We start from the raw sequence: 18,557 nt of genomic DNA, 5'->3' as shown, positions 1-18,557 counted from the left end.
TCTCCGCCTGTTTCATAAAACTGGTACCGTTATTTCACCACTCTCAACGCGGGACGGCCGCGTGGAGGTTGAGGTGGCTCATCATCACCCGGGCCGTTATCAGAAACCTCTGGTTCTTCATCTGAAACCAGATGAATTCCTGTTTCTGACTTGTCGCTGTCGGCCTCATCGGTATCCTGATAAGCGAATGCGGATTCCAGATACTCTGGTTCCGGTTCAAACATGGTACCTGCACCGTTCTCTCTGGCATAAATTGCCAGTACAGCCGCCATAGGAACATGGACATGGCGAGGAATGCCGCCAAAGCGGGCATTGAAACGAATATCATCGTTCCCCAGTTCCAGATTGCCTACCGCATGAGGCGCAATATTCAAAATTATCTGACCGTCACGGGCAAATTCCATTGGAACGGAAATTCCAGGGACAGAAACATCCACAACCAGATGGGGAGTGAGCTGGTTATCCAGTAACCAGTCATAAAAAGCCCGTAACAGATAAGGGCGACGCGGAGTCATCTGTGTAGGCTCCATCACTCTTATCCCCGCATTTGCAGACGCATTTCGCGCTCGGATTCGGTTAAAGAAGCCAGGAATGCTTCACGCTCAAATACGCGGTTCATGTACAGTTTAATTTCTTTAGCACCGGCACCTGTCAATTCAATACCCAACTGCGGTAAACGCCATAATAACGGAGCCAGATAGCAGTCAACCAGACTGAACTCTTCGCTCATGAAATAAGGCGCTTCGTTAAACACAGGGGCAATTGCCAACAACTCTTCACGCAGTTGCTTGCGGGCTGATTCAGCCTCTGAAGCACTACCAGTCAGGATAGTATTCAGCAGTGAATACCAGTCTTGCTCAATTCGATGCATCATCAGACGGCTGGTCCCACGCGCAACAGGATACACTGGCATTAATGGAGGATGAGGAAAACGCTCATCTAAATACTCCATAATGATGTGAGATTTGTACAGCGTCAGCTCACGATCGACCAAAGTAGGAACAGAACCATAAGGATTGAGATCGATTAAATCCTGCGGCAGGTTATCCATGTCGACCTGCTCGATCTCGACGCTCACGCCCTTTTCAGCCAGAACAATACGTACTTGATGACTGAAAATATCTATAGGGCCGGAAAATAGCGTCATGACCGAACGTTTATTGGCAGCGACAGCCATGAAAACCTCCAAGTTTCTTAAAATAATGACCAGAAATGGGCAGCCGTCGGACACGACAACTCCCCTAATTTTGTGCTTTCTGCTATGAATTATCTTCCTGCAAGGTAAATGACCTGAATCGATAAGCATACGAAGCGTCGGCTATTCTAGCAGATTTTAGCCATCTTGATCAGACGTCAGTGATGATTTATTCAACATTATTTGTAGGGGGTTTATAAATCTACAGAATAACGACGAAATTCCCTGGCGTTGGCCATAAAAAAACCCGGTATAAACCGGGTTTTTAACATTAAGCATCTGCCCGAAGGGCAAACAATTAACGCTTGGAGAACTGTGGACGACGGCGTGCTTTACGCAGACCGACTTTCTTACGTTCAACCTTACGAGCATCACGAGTAACAAAACCTGCTTTACGCAGTTCGCTACGCAGTGATTCATCATATTCCATCAGCGCACGGGTGATACCGTGACGGATAGCACCAGCTTGACCAGAAATACCACCACCTTTAACAGTGATGTACAGATCCAGTTTCTCAACCATCTCGACCAGCTCTAACGGCTGACGAACTACCATGCGGGCAGTTTCACGACCGAAATACTGTTCCAGACTACGCTGGTTAATTACGATATTACCGCTACCCGGCTTGATAAAGACGCGAGCGGAAGAGCTTTTGCGGCGACCAGTGCCGTAGTATTGATTCTCTGCCATTGCCTATAATCCCGATTAAATGTCCAGAACTTGCGGTTGTTGTGCCGCATGGTTGTGCTCGTTGCCTGCGTAAACTTTCAGTTTACGATACATAGCACGACCCAGCGGGCCCTTAGGCAGCATGCCTTTAACCGCGATTTCAATCACACGCTCAGGGTGGCGGGCAATCATCTCTTCAAAGGTCGCTTGCTTGATACCACCGATGAAACCAGTGTGGTGATAATAGATCTTGTCAGAACGCTTGTTGCCGGTTACAGCAACTTTCTCTGCGTTCAGAACGATGATGTAATCACCAGTATCAACGTGCGGAGTATATTCCGCTTTATGCTTGCCGCGCAGACGACGAGCCAGTTCAGTAGCAAGACGGCCCAGCGTTTTGCCAGTTGCATCTACAACATACCAGTCACGTTTTACTGTTTCTGGCTTAGCTGAAAAAGTTTTCATTTAAATAACTTACCCAATATAAAGTTACACACGTTGGTGAACACCAAAACGTCAAAAAACATTGTTGAGGCTCACACGACCAATCGAGTCCAGCAAACCTACCCCTTCGAGCAGTTAAATGCCGGCACCATTAAAGTTTCTGGGAAAAAAAACTTTGTTGTAACGTGGGGTCGCAAGATTATAGAGAAGTCGCCCCCAAAGGTCGACCTGTTTTTACAGCTAAACATACTTTATTCGCGATTAATTACGCAAAAAATTAGCCCGCAGTCAGTGCCGCGGGCTAAACAATCGAGGATGTTAACTGTTGATTCAGCTATCGGGCTTAAATAATGCCCATGCTGATTAACAGTTCCCACCAGCCAAGGCCAATGGTCATATGAATAAACAGGCTCAGGAAGGCAATCACACCGCCGATAATCCACCATGAACGAATGTCGTTATAACCGGCACCGAACACGATTGGAGCAGCCGCGCCTCCGTAATGGGTCAGACTACCACCGTAGGAGTTAGAAAACAGTAACCCTAACGCCAACAGCATTGGAGGTGCACCCGCCACCATACCAACGGTAGCAAATACCGGCACCATCGCCGCCACATATGCACCACCGGAAGCGAACAGGTAACGAATGGCTACGCTGATAAACATAATCACAAACAGCGCGGTCATTGCATGGTCACCAAACGTAAGGTGTTCACCCATAAAGGTAGCTAACCAGGTAAAGAATTCGGCTTTGGTCAATACGCCAGACATACCGATAATACCGCCGTACCAAATCAGCGTGTTCCAGCCACCTTTATTCTTCAGCACGTCATCCCAGGTAACGACACCCAAAATCAGCGTAACGGCCATAACACACAGTGCTACGGTAGAAGCATCGATGCCAATAAACTCAGCGCCAATCCAGCCTGACAGTGCTAATACGAAAATGACACCCAACAGTTTTTCACGCAGCGTCATTGGACCCAGTTTCTCCAGCCCTTCTGCTGCAATCTCTTTGTTGTTAACTTTTTTCAGCTCTGGCGGATACATCTTGTAGATCAGATAAGGCGTGATAGCCAACATAATCAGGCCCGGAACCGCAGCAGCCAGTGCCCAGCCAGCCCAGCTCAGTTTAATGTGCAGGATATCTGACATCATGGCTAATGCCAGCGCGTTAGGAGCCATTGCCGTCAGGAACATATAGCTGGTGGTTTTAGTCACCATATAGACGTTAACCATCAGATAATGACCCGCTTTACGTGGGCTATCGTTAGGATCGGAACCCAGTGCTACCGAAACGCTGTTAATAATCGGGAATACAATACCCCCGGCGCGCGCAGTGTTAGAAGGGGTCGCAGGTGCAATAAACAGATCGAGAATAGCGGTAACATAGCCTAAACCCAGCGTTGTTCCCCCTAATTTACCAATCAGGATATAGGATATTCTTTTGCCCAGACCGGTAATAACGAACGCAGCACTCAGGGTAAACGCCGCAAAGACTAACCAGGTCGTACCGGAGGAATAGCCCTTCAGCACTTCAGCTATTTTAATATCCTTACCGCCGTAGAGACCAATCACCACCGCTGTTGCTGCAATCGTTGCCAACAAAATAACCGGTTCAGAATAAGGTTTTAATACCAGACCGACAATGGCAGCCAGATAGAGACCAAACAATAGCCAGGCTATTGGCGGCAATCCTGCCGGCGTAGGTATTAATGCAATAACTATGGGAATAGCTATTAACAGCAATAGCTTCCACATTTTTTCTTTACTCATTACTCTCAATCTCCTTAAGATAAAAACAAAATAAGGGGTGTGCTTAAATCAATAGAAATAAGCATCAAAGCTGTTTATAAAAATCGGCGAACTACTTTAGTACTCTATTATTTATTGTTATCGACTTGTTATTATCGACATAGCTGTCGATTCGCTATCTAACCTTAGTAAATAAACACAATGCCTGAAGGCAAATATATTCTTATCAATTGCCTCAGATAATGCGGCAAACCAAATAATAATTATGTGACGCAGACTGAATTGAAGTTATAAATTTAATGTTTTTAATTATCCTTTTAATTCTTATTAACTTTATATATTTAACTATTCATATGAATAATATTATCCACAAAGAAAAAATGGCACTTACCAAGGAATAATAAGTACCAAGACAGATAAACAAACAGGAAATTAACCATGACCTATTCGAGTCTTATATTTTCTAATTTTTATTACTTAATTTATAAAGGATATAATAAATGATTTATTATTAATTGAAATCAATATCACCCCGCATTAAAACCCGGGCAGTTCGATATACCGTTCCGTTTAATACTTTCAGTTCACCGTTCTGGTTTTCTACTCTGGCGCTAACCGATAAAACTCCGCTGCAATGACCGATATTCAACTCCGCTTTTTCACTACAGTTGCCAGCGATTTCGTGCACCAGCGTTCCCGGAGTTTTGGCCGCTACGCCAAGACAGATCCCCCCGGTAATGGCCAGTACCGGATGCAATTTCCCCATAGACAGCATTCTGGCCTGGATATCGATGGCATCAGTGGGTACAACCTGACCGGACAACGCAGTATAGCTCATCGGTGGTGCAATAAAACAGAACTTAGGGACCGCCTGACTGTTGTGTTTAGCATCATTCATATCCTTCGCCAGTCCAATCAATACTGCCGCCGCCTCGCGAATAGCCAGCATTCTGTCTAACAGACCCGCATTACCGTCAATTTCAGCCGGTAATTCATTGCCGATGAGACCTAAATCAGCGGCTCTGACAAATACCAGAGGATTAGCTGCGTCAATAATGGTGATTTCCGTAAGCCCGTAACCGGGTACATCGATCACATCTTTAGGCTGTCCTGTTGGTAGTAATTTTCCCGTTACCGCACCGCCGGGAGAGAGGAAATCCAGTTGGATACGGGCACCGGTACCAGGCACGCCGGAAATAGAGAAATCGCCGTTATACAATACCTTACCCGCTTTAACCGGCACATGGGAAACAATGGTTTTTTGGGTATTGGTATTGAAGATTTTGACTTGAGTTACCGGTTCCGTGATCTCATCCACCAACCCATTTTCAATCGCAAATGGCCCTACCGCAGAAGAGATATTGCCGCAGTTTCCTTTACGGTCTACCGCATTAGTCGATGTTTCAACCTGACAAAAAGTATAGTTAACGCTGTTCTTTTCACCGTTTCGCTTTCCTACAATCATGGCCTTACTGGTGGTTGAAGTTCCGCCACCCATACCGTTTATCTGGCGTCCTGAAGGATCGCTACTGCCATAAATGCGACACAGCAATTTGTCCTGTTCTGAAATTTCCGGAGGAAGCGTATCCTCCACAAAACAACCGGCTTTACTGGTTCCCCCTCGCATCCAGAAGCAGGGAATTGTACGATTTTCCACGATAAACTCCTCCAGCGATAATTAATGAGTATTCTTGCTATGGGATTCAGGAAATTGGGCCAAAAACCAGGTCACAATCAGCAAATCGGCGCTGCCACCGGGGCTTAAATTGCGCTCAATGCACTGCCGGTCGAACTCTTTCAGTTTGGTGATGTAATCGGTTTGCATCACCCCACCTTCGGTTAAAAACTGTTGCGCCGTTTGCTGCAACCAGCGCAAACCTTCCGGTCCACCGCGGGAGGCAACATTGGTGTCACCATTCACCGCCATCAGACTGAGCAATGCCTGTAATAAGGCGCGCTGAGGGTCAATTCCCTGAGCAATTAAACTTTGATAAACCGGTAATGAAACGGTCAATACCGACTGAAAACCAGACTCGGCCTCACCCCGGGCACCGGATAATCCGTACTGCTGATAGAGCCTCTGCCCTGCCGTTAGCGCCTGATTATTCTGTTCCAGCTCACGCATCACCATGCCCTGGCTCATGGATGCCACTTCATGACATAAGCTTTGCTGGGTAACCGCCTTCTGATTAGAAACCAACCGGCCTATCGCGGTTGCCAGTAGTCCCAGTGAAAAAATCGTGCCTTTATGAGTATTGACGCCGGATGTGGCCTTATACATTGAAGCTTCACAAGCCAGCCCCAGCGGGCGTAAACCGTATAGAATATCGCTACCGGGTTGCAGGTGAGTGCTCATTCCATACTCGATGAAATAAGGGATCCAAACCCGAATCGCCTCCGCACTGCGATAGAAATCCGTCAGATCCATATCTTTATGCGCGCCGTTATTTCGCATATCCACCAGACCGGGTTTAGGTGTCAGATTGACTTCGTTAAGCATGGCGCTGTTAGCCAGTTGGCTACAGCGAGCTACCCAAGGTAGCTTATTAAGTTCCAGACAATGAGCGGCATTCGCCGAATTCATTGAACTAAACATGACTGATTAACTCCTCCATCGCCTGATACAGCGCCGGTATGGAATGGGTACGTTCGCGGGCGCAAATTCGCGCATCACGGGAGCAAAGAAAGCACTGTCTTGGAGCCATTCCCATTGACTGACGGGAGATAATGCCTTCGCTACCGACCACATCAATATCCCACAGGCGACCAACCGCGCTTTGTTCTTCACTGTCTACACAAGCACGCTTAACCTGACTGGCATCATGAGCTATTGCTACCAGCCCTTCCGGGCCGGTTGGCAAACAAAATACTGCTTTATCAACAACCTTCCACTTGTGCTGCTGACATAACTTATCCAACGTTTGCCAGGCCAGATTAAAAGCCTGGCGCACTACGGTGCTGTCTTTAATTTCACCCGGAGCCACAACGGTTAAAGAAATCAGCGTGGATTGATATTTAGCTAACCAGCGCTGTTGCCGTTCCTGACGCGCCTCTCTGCTCAGCAAAACCTCTTCCAGCGTGACTTTGTGATAACTCGCCTGTTCCGGGAGAATATGCATCACAGGGTTACTCTTTTATCTGATTAACAACGTCAATCACCGAACCATCACGATAACGAACAACTGCCACCACCCGATCGGTAAACTCAATCGGCTTAGGCTTACCGGTTAGCATTAATGCACGCTGATACAGGTCATTAATGCTGACAATATCGATACCTGACTTCTGTAACCGTTCTGCCAGTTCAGGGCGTGCCGGGTTAACCGCAATGCCGTGGTCAGTAACCAGAATATCGATACTGCTTCCCGGTGTGATTAAGGTTGTTACCTGCTCAACGATGGTTGGAATACGACCACGCACCAGCGGTGCCACAATGATGGATAGCTTGGAAGCGGCGGCAGTATCACAGTGTCCACCAGAGGCTCCACGCAGTACGCCATCAGAACCGGTTAATACGTTGATATTAAACTGGGTATCAATCTCCAGCGCGCTGAGGATCACCACATCCAGATGGTCAACGGAAGCCCCTTTGGAAGTGAAGTTAGCGTACTGATTAGCGCTGATTTCAACATGATTCGGATTACGCGCCAGTGATGCAGCAGCACCGCTGTCAAAGCTCTGTACATCCAACAGCTTGTCGATAAGCCCTTTCTCATGCAGATCAACCATCGCCGCGGTAATGCCACCTAAGGCGAAACCGGCGGTAATGTTCTGGCTGCGCATTTTATTTTCCAGAAAACGTACCACCGCCAGAGAAGCACCACCGGTACCGGTTTGCATTGAGAAACCCTGTTTAAAATAACCAGAGTTAATGATGACTTCAGCCGCTTTGCGGGCAATCAGCAGTTCACGCGGGTTGGTGGTCATACGGGTAGCATCAGCACCAATCTTATCCGCATCACCAACGCGATCGACTTGTATAATCAGATCAACCTGATCCTGACAAATACTCAGCGGATGATGTGGATAAGGCAGAATCTCTTCCGTTAACAGCACCACGGTTTTAGCGTGCTCTGCATCCACCCGGCCATAACCCAGCGAACCGCAGCAGGCTTTGCCGGTAAACCCATTGGCATTACCAAACTCATCGCATGCCGGAACCCCAAGGAAAGCCACATCAATGCTTAACTCCCCGGATTCCACCAGATTAACGCGACCGCCGTGAGAGTGAACCTGAACCGGCTCTTTCAATAAACCACGGGAGATCTCTTCTGCCAGTGGCCCGCGAAGACCAGAAGTATAAATTCGGGTCACCACGCCATTACGGATATGTTCAATCAACGGAGAGTGGCAACCAGCCAGCGAACTGGAGGCCAGCGTCAGGTTTTTGAACCCCATGGCGGCAATTTGAGCCATGACTAAATTAACGGTTAAATCCCCACCGCGAAAAGCATGGTGGAAAGAGATAGTCATCCCATCCTGCAGGCCAGAGCGACGAATCGCATCTTCCAGCGAATTGCAGATTTTCTTATCTCTTGGCTTTTTCGATTGCAAATTAGCCTTGGAAACATCGCGAAAAGGCGACAGTTTCAACGGTGGTTTAGCGCCAGATTCTTCATCAAAATCATTAAGTTGCTGAATCAGGCTATTACATAAATTGGTTACACGTTGTTGGCGAGCCATTATTATTCACCTCATCTTATTCTTCACGAACGCCGGAAAGCGCTGCGCGTTGTACCACCAGACGAGCACGTTCAATAATCGGGCCGTCAATCATTTTGCCATTTAGAGACACTACACCCAGCCCTTCAGCCGCCGCAGCTTCTGCCGCTTCAATCACTCGCTGGGCATGGTCCAGCTCTTTGATTGTTGGTGCATAGAGGTTGTGAAGAAGTTCTATTTGACGAGGGTTAATCAGCGATTTGCCATCAAAGCCTAATTGCTTAATATGAGCCGCTTCATTCAGGAAGCCCTGCTCGTTATTGGCATCGGAGTAAACGGTATCAAACGCCGCAATTCCCGCCGCGCGAGCGGCCTGCAGAATAGAACAGCGGGCAAACAGTAACTCAATACCTTCCGGTGAGCGTTCGGTACGCAGGTTGCGCACATAGTCTTCAGCACCTAAGGCGATACCAATCAGGCGCGGAGAAGCCAGTGCGATATCAACAGCATTATTAATACCTTCCGCAGATTCAATCGCCGCCATCATACCGGTGCTGCCAACTTCACGACCACACTCCGCTTCAATGCGAGCGATATGTTTTTCCATATCAATCACATCCTGAGCGCTATCGGTTTTTGGCAGGCGAACAATATCAACTCCGCCGCGCACTACCGCTTCAAGATCTTTAATGCCAAATTCAGAATCCAGCGCATTTACCCGCACAACGGTTTCAATCTTCTGGTACATCGGATGTTGTAGCGCATGAAATACCAGCAAACGCGCGGCATCTTTTTCTCTCAACGCCACTGAGTCTTCCAGATCGAACATGATGGCATCGGCAGAATAAATAAAGGAGTTACTCACCATGGCGGCATTAGCGCCGGGAACAAACAGCATACTGCGGCGGACCCGCTGCTTCAGAGCTGGATTCATTTTAATGCCCCCCACGGAAGTTCTTTGCTGTCACTGGCTCTTAACAACACGGTTTGCAGACGAGCACGTAAAATACAATCCAGAGCGCCTTTATCATCAATAATCAGTTGAACGCCTGTTACACCCAGTTTGGCTAAGGTATCCATCACAGTTTCCCGAATGGCATCACCAAACTGTTTTTCTACGCTGCTGTTTAACTGCAGATCGATTTCCGATCCTCCAATGGGAGCTATCCGTACCATGACATCACTTGACTCAAGTGTGCCGGCTACGGCTTCTTTTACAATTTTCATAATTCACCTACGGTAATAACAGATTCTTCTGAGGTATCTCCTGCACTTTTCTGCCGAATATTCGGGTTATTAATTAAATAGTTATAAGTGCAGTCAGGTACCAGATTGGCGATAACATCCATCTGTTTTTTAGCCAACAGACGACGTACCCAGGAAGCTGAAATCGCGGTGCCTTCATGTTGCAAACGCTCTATTTCAACTGACTCAATAGGAGGGAAAGTTAATTCAGGAGTATTTAACCAGTAACGCATATCAGCGTTGTATTTGCTGGTCACTTCGCAGAAAGGCTCGGTGCCCACAAAACGATGAGTAACCCCCAGCGCCGGTGCCAGATACTGCCGAAAAATTTTCAGATCAATTTCGGTATAGCAGTTATCAACAATGCCCTGTTCTTTAATAAAGTAACAAGGGAAGGTTGCCCGGGAAATCATATACTCAGACCCGGGATGGACCGTCAGATTAGGAATGCTTGCCGTTCCCTCAGTGACCAGCCTTAAACGGTCAACATAAGGAAAAGTCGAGGTATTTTCTTTAACTAAAAACAGGTGAAGCCAGTCGCACTGTGCTGCCGCTTGCTGTACCAGATATTGATGCCCCAGAGTAAATGGGTTGGCATTCATAATGATACAACCAATCTTATCCCCCGGCTGGCGACTGGTAGCCAGTTGCTGACTATAACGACGTAAACGACAGCTGCTGTTTTCCATCAGAACGACAATGCCGGGAACTGAAGCGATAGGAAAGAAACCACACTGGCGAAACAAAACTTCATTTTGAGTTTTCGTATAAATAAACAGATGGGTATGGTGGCGTTCATAAGCCAGATTAACCAGCTCAGTGGCCAGAGAGAGCGCAATCCCTTCTCCCCGTAGCTCTTCGTTAATAGCAACACATTTAATTATATTATCGGCAATGCCACCGCAGGCGATAATTTGGCTATCGCGCATCACAGTAATAAACTCTTCAACCGATGTATCAATATTCAAATCGTTCTTACGCAGAAATTTCGTGATCTCAGCTATCTTTTTATACTCTGAACGTTTTACACGACTGAATATTGTTGAGTTATACATGTTTTATTCTCTATATAAGTATTTAGCTATAGCAATAAAGAAAAATACCGTGTTAACTTCCATTTTTATCCGAAGTTAATAATTAAAAGAAAATGATGTCTATAACATTATCGGAAATGTTATTTTAATATTTAAAAAATAAGCCAATTGACTAATAAAACCATGGATTACATCATAGTAACTAGGCTGAGGTAGTTAATTGATCTGCTTCACACTTAACCGAATAAACATTAATATCTTAATGGTTTTTATTTTTTTTATTAATTAAATGCATTTTATAAATAAATTAATTATATTCATTCCTGATAACTTAAATAATAAAAAGCGAATGTTAAATGCGTATTAAAACTAAAAAGGAATATATTAAGAATATGTTAAAAAACATGTCATTTCAATGGCGTGTATTCTTATTATTGCTTGTCGTTTTTACTTTGCTGTTAGGCGCATTAAACAAATTCATGGAATATCAGTTAGATAATTATCTGACCGAAAAGGTCAGTGAAATCGCCATGAATCAGGCCAAGATTATTGCCTCAATGGATGATGTGATTGAGGGTGTGGAAAAAAGAGATACCCAAAAGCTTAAAAAGATAGCTGACCGTCTCAGTATGGAGTCTAACTTCAGCTATCTGGTGATTGGTGATGAAAACTCTATCCGCCTGTATCACCCCAACCCGGAAAAGATTGGTTATACCATGCAGTGGAACAAGCCCGGCGCACTGGAACGAGGTGAAAGCTATATTATCAGCAGTGAAGGCTCCATGGGGCTGGCACTCAGAGCAAAAACCCCAATCTGGAATAAAAATAACCAGGTCATCGGCGTTATATCCCTGGGTTATCTCAATAGTAAAATTGATATGTGGCGCTCCAATCAAATCCTTCCGCTCACCAGCGCCCTGATGCTGATTCTGTTTATCCTCATTCTTCTCTCATGGCAATTTTCCACCCATATTAAAAAACAGATGATGGGCATGGAACCGATGGAAATCGCCAGAGTACAACGCCAGCAAGACGCTCTGTTTGGTGCCGTTTTCGAAGGACTTATTGCCGTTGATACAGAAGGTAAAATTACGGCCATCAATCAGAATGCCCAAAAAATGTTGAAGCTGGTCGGTACAGCAAAGTATCTGGCGGACCATCGGGTACAGGACTTAATTACGCCTGCCGATTACTTTCTTGAAACCAGTGGCACTAACCGTATTGACGATCTGCTGATCATTAATGGTTTAAAAATTATTGCTAACCGGGTGGGAATTTGGATTGATGGCGAATTTCAGGGTTGGGTCATCAGTTTCCGTCGTCATGATGAAATTAATACCCTCAGTGCCCAGCTTAGTCAGATACAACAATATGTAGAAAACCTGCGCACGCTACGCCATGAGCATCTTAACTGGATCTCCACCATTGGTGGATTATTACAGCTAAAAGAGTATGACCGTGCGCTGGAGATGGTTAAATTCGAATCATCTAACCAACAGTCTCTCATTGATAGTATTAGCCAAATGTTTAAAAATCGCCTGATTGCAGGCCTACTGTTTGGTAAGTACCATCGGGCCAAAGAACTTGGATTGGAAATACAGTTCATTCCCAGCAGTTCACTGAGCGCTAGCGTGAGTCCACTGACAGAGAATGAGCTGGCCAGTATTCTGGGAAATTTATTAAATAATGCTTTTGAAGCCACATTAAAAAATCCTGACAGCAATAAACTCATTGAGTTTTTTATTTCAGATGAAGGCTCTGAACTAATTATTGAAGTTTCAGACAATGGCTGCGGCATTGCTCCCGATATTCGTGACACTATTTTTACGCGAGGCGTGACGTCTAAAAACAGCGGAGACCACGGCATCGGTCTCTATCTGGTCAAAACCTATATTGACCAACATAACGGCACCATCACTATTGATGATAATGAACCTTGCGGCACCGTATTCTCTATTTTTATCCCCAAAGGAAAAGGAAGTTAATTAAATGAAATATCTAAATATTCTAATTATTGAGGATGAAACCCCGCTCGCGGAAATGCACGCTGAATTTATTAAACGTCACAATAGCTGTCGTCAGGTTTGGCTTGCCGGTAATCTTGAGCAAGGGCGCATGATGATTAATAACTTCAAGCCCGACTTGATCATTCTGGATAACTATTTACCAGATGGCCGTGGCATTGAGCTATTACAGGAACTTTCCGCTGAAAAATATCATGGAGAAGTCATTTTTATTACTGCCGCCAGTGATATTGATACCGTTTCGGAAGCCATTCGCTGTGGTGTTTTTGATTATCTGCTTAAGCCAGTTTCTTATGACCGTCTGGAACAGACGCTGGTTCGCCTTAGCCACCTGCATCGGGTTCAGGAACAAACGGAAGATGTCAGCCAATGGCAAGTAGACGAAATGTTTAACACCTTCGCCCGCATTCAGGCTAAACCAACCATGCCTATCGGCATTGATGAAATTACATTAAAGATTGTTCAGGACGCATTCAGCGACGCACAAGTTGGCTATACCGCTGAAGATATTGCTAAAAAATTAGGCTTGAGCCGCACAACAGCCAGACGCTATCTGGAGTTTTGTGCCAGGGAACGATTCCTGCAGGCTGAAATTATTTACGGCAAAGTCGGTCGGCCTCAGCGTATTTATCGCTTAAGCATCCCGGTCGAATAATACTAACAAATTAATAAATAAAGCATTACTAAGGATAACGACGTAAAACTCCCATTACCGGTTTAAGATTAAAAAGTGCGTTTTATCATGGTAAGATATAGGGAAATGTCGAACGAGGTTCCCCCGGAGCACTATTTACGGGTATAGTTGTTTGGTAAAAATTGAGTAAGTGGATTTCACTGGTAAGGTGAGCACAGAACTATCAGTAAAAGAGACTTGTTCCACTATTACTCTGTTATCCGGGATTGCCCCTCTGTAATTTGTGATCGTAAAAAGGAGTCAATATGACTTGGGAGTATGCACTGATTGCTGGCTTAGTTGTTGGTCTTATCATTGGCGCGTTAGCTATGCGTTTTGGTAACAGAAAACTACGTCAACAAACTGCATTACAGCAGGAGCTAAATAAGAATAAGGCAGAGCTGGAAGCTTACCGTCAGGAGTTGGTTAGTCACTTTTCCCACAGCGCAGAGCTGTTAGAGAAAATGGCGCAAGATTATCGCCAGTTCCAGAAACATATGATTAAAAGTTCAACCGCGCTGTTACCTGATATGGCCACCAGCGATAATCCGTTTAGCTATATCAACTATAAGCCCGTTTCTTCTGCTTCAGAACAAGATCAGCTGTCTGCTGATATCCCGCCGCGGGACTATTCTGAAGGTGCTTCCGGATTATTCCGCTCGGAACGCAAAGACTAAAATCTCTGATGACGCTATCTCCCCGATAGCGTCATTTTCTTCTGCTACAATTAATTACCTTTCTTTACTTTATGCTTTTTATCTGCGCCCCGGCTGTATTTGAAGCGTATCACATTTCCTGATACGACCTATCTCAGCCCTGACTGGCGCTTGAATCATGAACTTTTTGACACGATATACAGTCATAGCATTAGCTACACCATTTTGTCATAGTTTAAACATGTAACCTGTTGGTATTGAGAGTAATCACCCATGAAAAAAACTACTTTATTATTAATCGCCCTGACCGTCAGTTTGGGATTAACTTTTTCCTCAGTACCGGCGGCCAATGCGGCTCTACCAACCACCGTAGCCGGAGAGCAAGTTCCCAGCCTGGCCCCAATGTTGGATAAAGTTCTTCCTGCTGTTGTCAGCGTATATGTTGAAGGTACACAGGTTCAGCGTCAGCGGATCCCTGAAGAGTTTAAGTTCTTCTTTGGTCCAAATATGCCGTCTGAACAACAACGCACCCGTCCATTTGAAGGACTGGGTTCTGGTGTCATTATCAATGCAGAGAAAGGTTATGTGGTGACTAACAACCACGTGATTAACAATGCAGACAAAATTCGTGTTCAGTTGAACAACGGTAAAGAGTATCAGGCAAAACTGATTGGACGTGATGAGCAATCAGATATCGCCCTGCTGCAGTTAACCGACTCTAATCCAAAGGATCTGACCTCTATTAAGATGTCTGATTCTGATACCCTGCGCGTTGGTGATTTCGCCGTTGCGGTAGGTAACCCATTTGGTCTGGGTCAGACCGCTACATCCGGTATTATTTCCGCTTTAGGCCGTAGCGGCCTGAATCTGGAAGGCCTGGAAAACTTTATCCAGACAGATGCCTCCATTAACCGCGGTAACTCCGGCGGTGCGCTGGTTAACCTTAACGGTGAGCTGATTGGTATTAATACCGCGATCCTCGCCCCCAGCGGCGGTAACGTGGGCATCGGCTTTGCCATCCCAAGCAATATGGTGCAAAACCTAACCGACCAGTTAATTAAGTACGGTGAAGTTAAACGCGGCATGTTAGGTATTAAAGGCAGTGAAATGACTGCCGAGATGGCAAAAGCGTTTAAAGTTGATGCCCAGCGCGGAGCATTTGTGAGCGAAGTTCTGCCTAAATCTGCGGCGGCGCAGGCTGGCATTAAATCTGGCGATGTGATCACCTCACTGGATGGTAAAACCATCAGCAGCTTTGCTGAACTACGGGCTAAAGTCGCTACTGCCGGAGCCGGTAAGAAAGTAAAACTGGGTCTGCTGCGTGAAGGCAAGCCAATGGAAGTTAGCGTAGAGCTGCAAAACAGCGAGCAAACTTCCATTAGTGCAGAATCCCTGTCACCGGCCTTGCAGGGAGCAAGCTTTAATAATGGTGAAGTTAAAGGCACCAAAGGTGTGATGATTAAAGACGTGGAAAAAGACTCCCCGGCCGCTCAAAGTGGCTTAAAGGCTGGCGATATGATCATTGGGGTCAACAGCGACCGTACCACTAATATTGGTGAACTGCGCAAAATACTGGATAGCAAGCCAAATGTGCTGGCGCTCAATATTTTACGCGATGATGACAATATCTATCTAATTCTACGTTAATTCCGATCGCAAAAAAGGATACGGCACTATGCCGTATCCGTTCAAGTCATGGTATCCTTCCTTACCTTTACTATTTTTGATGATATGCATGCTTGCCAAACTGTTACGTTCAATAATTATTGGCTTAATTATTGCCGCTGCTTTGCTGATGATATTTCCCTCGCTGCGTGATGCGTCGGGGCTATTTAACAATTCCCTGAATTTACCCCTCAGTGAATCACCAGTAAGCTATAACAGTGCCGTCAGGCGCGCTGCCCCTGCGGTGGTTAACGTCTATAACCGCAGCGCTCTTAGTTCTTCCAGTCAGAATACATTAGGGATTAACACCCTGGGCTCTGGCGTTATTATGAATAAGAAAGGTTATATCATTACCAACAGACACGTTATCCTGAATGCTGACCAGATAATTATCACATTACAGAATGGTCAGGTTTATGAAGCGATTTTAGTAGGTGCTGATACTTTAACCGATTTGGCAGTTCTCAAAATTAAAGAGGACAATCTGCCGGTTATTCCGATTAACTCAAAACGTTCTCCCCATGTTGGCGATGTGGTTCTGGCGATAGGTAACCCTTATAACCTCGGGCAAACCGTTACTCAGGGCATTATCAGCGCCACCGGGAGAACCAGCCTCAGTCCCTACGGTCGACAAAACCTGCTGCAAACCGATGCCTCAATTAACCACGGTAACTCCGGCGGTGCATTAATTAATACCTTAGGTGAATTAGTGGGTATCAATACCCTGTCATTAGATAAACGCACCGATGGTGATACGCCTGAAGGTATTGGTTTTGCTATTCCAACCGAGCTTGCCACTAAAATCATGAATAAATTGATTCGGGATGGACGGGTAATTCGTGGTTTTATCGGTATCGAAGGTCGTGAATTCAGCCAGATGCAAAATCAGGGGAGCCCATTCGATCGACTACAGGGTATTCTGGTGCGTTCCGTAACCCCGGGCGGCCCGGCAGAACAGGCCGGATTACTGGTCGGTGACATTCTGGTTAACGTCAACAACAAACCTGCGACCTCCGCCATTGAAGTGATGGACGAAGTCTCCGAAATCCGCCCTGGCACCAATATTCCGGTCGTGGTATTACGTCAGGGCCAACGCATGACCTTCACGCTGAAAATCTCCGAATACCCGGCGCAAAACAACTAATTTATTCCAGACGTTTCAGTAAAAACAGAAAGTGCGCAGAACATATGTTCTGCGCACTTTTTCATTAATTCAAATAACCAACTTAGCTGTTATTCATCTTTCTCTTTAAAACGCTGAATATTCGCACCCAGAGCATTTAACTTTTCTTCAATGCGCTCATATCCACGATCGATATGATAAATACGATCAACAACCGTAACGCCTTCAGCGATACAGCCCGCCAACACCAGGCTTGCCGATGCGCGTAAATCCGTTGCCATTACCTGAGCGGCAGACAGTTTCTCTACGCTATGACAGATAACGGTGTTGCCCTCTATTTCAGCATGAGCGCCCATACGGATCAGCTCAGGAATATGCATAAAGCGGTTTTCAAAAATGGTCTCGGTAATCACACCGGTTCCTTCAGCCACCAGATTCAGTAAAGAAAACTGTGCCTGCATATCGGTAGGAAAACCAGGGTGTGGCGCAGTACGAATGTTCACACTGTGTGGACGCTTGCCCTTCATATCCAGGCTGATCCAGTCACTACCGGTTTCTATTTCAGCACCGGACTCACGTAATTTGGCCAGTACGGCATCCAGCATATCCGGACGCGTATTGCGACAAATCACTTTACCGCCGGAAATCGCCGCCGCCACCAGAAAAGTACCGGTTTCAATACGGTCAGGCAGTACGCGATAAACACCACCGCCTAAACGCTTAACGCCTTCAATAGTGATATGGTCAGTACCCGCTCCGGTGATTTTTGCACCTAATGTATTCAAAAACTCAGCTGTATCCACGATTTCTGGCTCGCGTGCCGCATTCTCGATAACGGTAGTCCCTTCTGCCAGAGTTGCTGCGCTCATAATGGTTACCGTAGCGCCTACGCTCACTTTATCCATCACAATATGCGCAGCTTTCAGACGACCATTAACCGATGCTTTAACATAGCCCTCTTCCAGCTTAATCTCTGCACCCAGTTGCTCCAGGCCCGAAATATGTAAATCAACCGGACGAGCACCGATAGCACAGCCACCCGGCAGAGAGACCTGACCATAACCAAAACGAGCAACCAAGGGTCCTAATGCCCAAATAGAAGCACGCATGGTTTTTACCAGATCGTAAGGCGCACACAGCTCGGTTACATGACTGGCATCAACAAAAATCGAACCATTGCGCTCAATTTTAACCCCCAGTTGGCTCAACAGTTTAAGGGTGGTATCAATATCTTTCAGCTTTGGAACATTCTGTAGCTCTACGGGTTCTTCCGCCAACAGCGCTGCAAAAAGAATCGGTAAGGCTGCATTTTTAGCGCCGGAAATAGTTACTTCACCACTTAGTCGGGTGGGACCCTGTACTCGAAACTTGTCCATAATCACTCTCTCTAATACAACAACATTTAAATGG

At 45.9% G+C, this 18,557-nt stretch carries 18 protein-coding genes; 5 read left to right on the top strand and 13 right to left on the bottom strand.

Annotated features, from left to right (window positions below):
• Window positions 1-29: 29 nt before the first annotated feature.
• From sspB to citC, 12 genes are all read right to left on the bottom strand, one after another.
• Window positions 30-530, bottom strand: a complete 501-nt coding sequence (gene sspB, locus LPW36_RS02690; RefSeq protein WP_230607951.1) for a ClpXP protease specificity-enhancing factor — start codon at window positions 528-530, stop codon at window positions 30-32.
• Window positions 531-535: 5 nt separating this feature from the next.
• On the bottom strand, window positions 536-1,177 hold the full coding sequence (gene sspA / locus LPW36_RS02685; protein WP_230607950.1) for a stringent starvation protein SspA: 642 nt from the start codon (window positions 1,175-1,177) through the stop codon (window positions 536-538).
• A 316-nt stretch (window positions 1,178-1,493) separates the two neighbouring features.
• Window positions 1,494-1,886 (bottom strand): 30S ribosomal protein S9, encoded by a 393-nt coding sequence (rpsI, locus tag LPW36_RS02680; RefSeq protein WP_130592718.1) that lies wholly within the window; start codon window positions 1,884-1,886, stop codon window positions 1,494-1,496.
• Between the two features lie 15 nt (window positions 1,887-1,901).
• Window positions 1,902-2,330 carry a 50S ribosomal protein L13 gene (gene rplM, locus LPW36_RS02675; protein ID WP_130592719.1) on the bottom strand — a complete coding sequence of 143 codons (429 nt, stop codon included), beginning with the start codon at window positions 2,328-2,330 and terminating at the stop codon, window positions 1,902-1,904.
• 322 nt (window positions 2,331-2,652) lie between these two features.
• A complete protein-coding gene (locus tag LPW36_RS02670; RefSeq protein WP_230607949.1) occupies window positions 2,653-4,086 on the bottom strand; it encodes an anion permease in 1,434 nt (477 codons plus the stop codon).
• A 490-nt stretch (window positions 4,087-4,576) separates the two neighbouring features.
• The gene (locus LPW36_RS02665; RefSeq protein ID WP_230607948.1) at window positions 4,577-5,722 is read right to left on the bottom strand and encodes a 2-methylaconitate cis-trans isomerase PrpF family protein; all 1,146 of its coding nucleotides are present in this window, start codon (window positions 5,720-5,722) and stop codon (window positions 4,577-4,579) included.
• A 21-nt stretch (window positions 5,723-5,743) separates the two neighbouring features.
• The gene (citG, locus tag LPW36_RS02660; RefSeq protein ID WP_230607947.1) at window positions 5,744-6,661 is read right to left on the bottom strand and encodes a triphosphoribosyl-dephospho-CoA synthase CitG; all 918 of its coding nucleotides are present in this window, start codon (window positions 6,659-6,661) and stop codon (window positions 5,744-5,746) included.
• Window positions 6,654-7,184: a citrate lyase holo-[acyl-carrier protein] synthase gene (gene citX / locus LPW36_RS02655; RefSeq protein ID WP_230608027.1), complete on the bottom strand. Its 531-nt coding sequence runs from the start codon at window positions 7,182-7,184 to the stop codon at window positions 6,654-6,656. Before citX ends, citG begins: the two co-directional genes overlap by 8 nt.
• A 7-nt stretch (window positions 7,185-7,191) precedes the next feature.
• Window positions 7,192-8,748, bottom strand: coding sequence for a citrate lyase subunit alpha (citF, locus tag LPW36_RS02650; RefSeq protein ID WP_230607946.1), 1,557 nt, complete (start codon window positions 8,746-8,748; stop codon window positions 7,192-7,194).
• 16 nt (window positions 8,749-8,764) lie between these two features.
• The gene (gene citE / locus LPW36_RS02645) at window positions 8,765-9,661 is read right to left on the bottom strand and encodes a citrate (pro-3S)-lyase subunit beta (RefSeq protein ID WP_230607945.1); all 897 of its coding nucleotides are present in this window, start codon (window positions 9,659-9,661) and stop codon (window positions 8,765-8,767) included.
• On the bottom strand, window positions 9,658-9,954 hold the full coding sequence (gene citD, locus LPW36_RS02640) for a citrate lyase acyl carrier protein (RefSeq protein WP_230607944.1): 297 nt from the start codon (window positions 9,952-9,954) through the stop codon (window positions 9,658-9,660). Before citD ends, citE begins: the two co-directional genes overlap by 4 nt.
• The gene (citC, locus tag LPW36_RS02635) at window positions 9,951-11,027 is read right to left on the bottom strand and encodes a [citrate (pro-3S)-lyase] ligase (RefSeq protein ID WP_268991460.1); all 1,077 of its coding nucleotides are present in this window, start codon (window positions 11,025-11,027) and stop codon (window positions 9,951-9,953) included. Before citC ends, citD begins: the two co-directional genes overlap by 4 nt.
• A 335-nt stretch (window positions 11,028-11,362) precedes the next feature.
• Between citC and dpiB the strand changes: the two genes are divergently transcribed.
• The 5 genes from dpiB (at window position 11,363) to degS (ending at window position 17,168) form a co-directional block, all read left to right on the top strand.
• Complete coding sequence (gene dpiB / locus LPW36_RS02630) at window positions 11,363-12,991, top strand: sensor histidine kinase DpiB (RefSeq protein WP_268991459.1); 1,629 nt, start codon at window positions 11,363-11,365, stop codon at window positions 12,989-12,991.
• 4 nt (window positions 12,992-12,995) lie between these two features.
• Window positions 12,996-13,685 (top strand): two-component response regulator DpiA, encoded by a 690-nt coding sequence (dpiA, locus tag LPW36_RS02625; protein WP_230607943.1) that lies wholly within the window; start codon window positions 12,996-12,998, stop codon window positions 13,683-13,685.
• A 284-nt stretch (window positions 13,686-13,969) separates the two neighbouring features.
• Window positions 13,970-14,380 carry a Z-ring associated protein ZapG gene (gene zapG / locus LPW36_RS02620; protein WP_230607942.1) on the top strand — a complete coding sequence of 137 codons (411 nt, stop codon included), beginning with the start codon at window positions 13,970-13,972 and terminating at the stop codon, window positions 14,378-14,380.
• 252 nt (window positions 14,381-14,632) lie between these two features.
• Complete coding sequence (degQ, locus tag LPW36_RS02615; protein ID WP_230607941.1) at window positions 14,633-16,006, top strand: serine endoprotease DegQ; 1,374 nt, start codon at window positions 14,633-14,635, stop codon at window positions 16,004-16,006.
• Between the two features lie 88 nt (window positions 16,007-16,094).
• Window positions 16,095-17,168 carry an outer membrane-stress sensor serine endopeptidase DegS gene (gene degS, locus LPW36_RS02610; protein ID WP_230607940.1) on the top strand — a complete coding sequence of 358 codons (1,074 nt, stop codon included), beginning with the start codon at window positions 16,095-16,097 and terminating at the stop codon, window positions 17,166-17,168.
• A gap of 89 nt (window positions 17,169-17,257) precedes the next feature.
• Here degS and murA read toward each other — a convergent pair whose 3' ends face one another.
• The gene (gene murA, locus LPW36_RS02605; protein ID WP_230607939.1) at window positions 17,258-18,523 is read right to left on the bottom strand and encodes a UDP-N-acetylglucosamine 1-carboxyvinyltransferase; all 1,266 of its coding nucleotides are present in this window, start codon (window positions 18,521-18,523) and stop codon (window positions 17,258-17,260) included.
• Window positions 18,524-18,557 lie beyond the last annotated feature (34 nt).

The sequence above is a fragment of the Limnobaculum eriocheiris genome (genome assembly GCF_021010575.1).
In the GTDB taxonomy this organism is placed as follows: Bacteria; Pseudomonadota; Gammaproteobacteria; order Enterobacterales; family Enterobacteriaceae; genus Limnobaculum; species Limnobaculum eriocheiris.
Note: the sequence above shows the minus strand (reverse complement) of the source record. Positions and strands in the feature narration are given on the sequence as shown.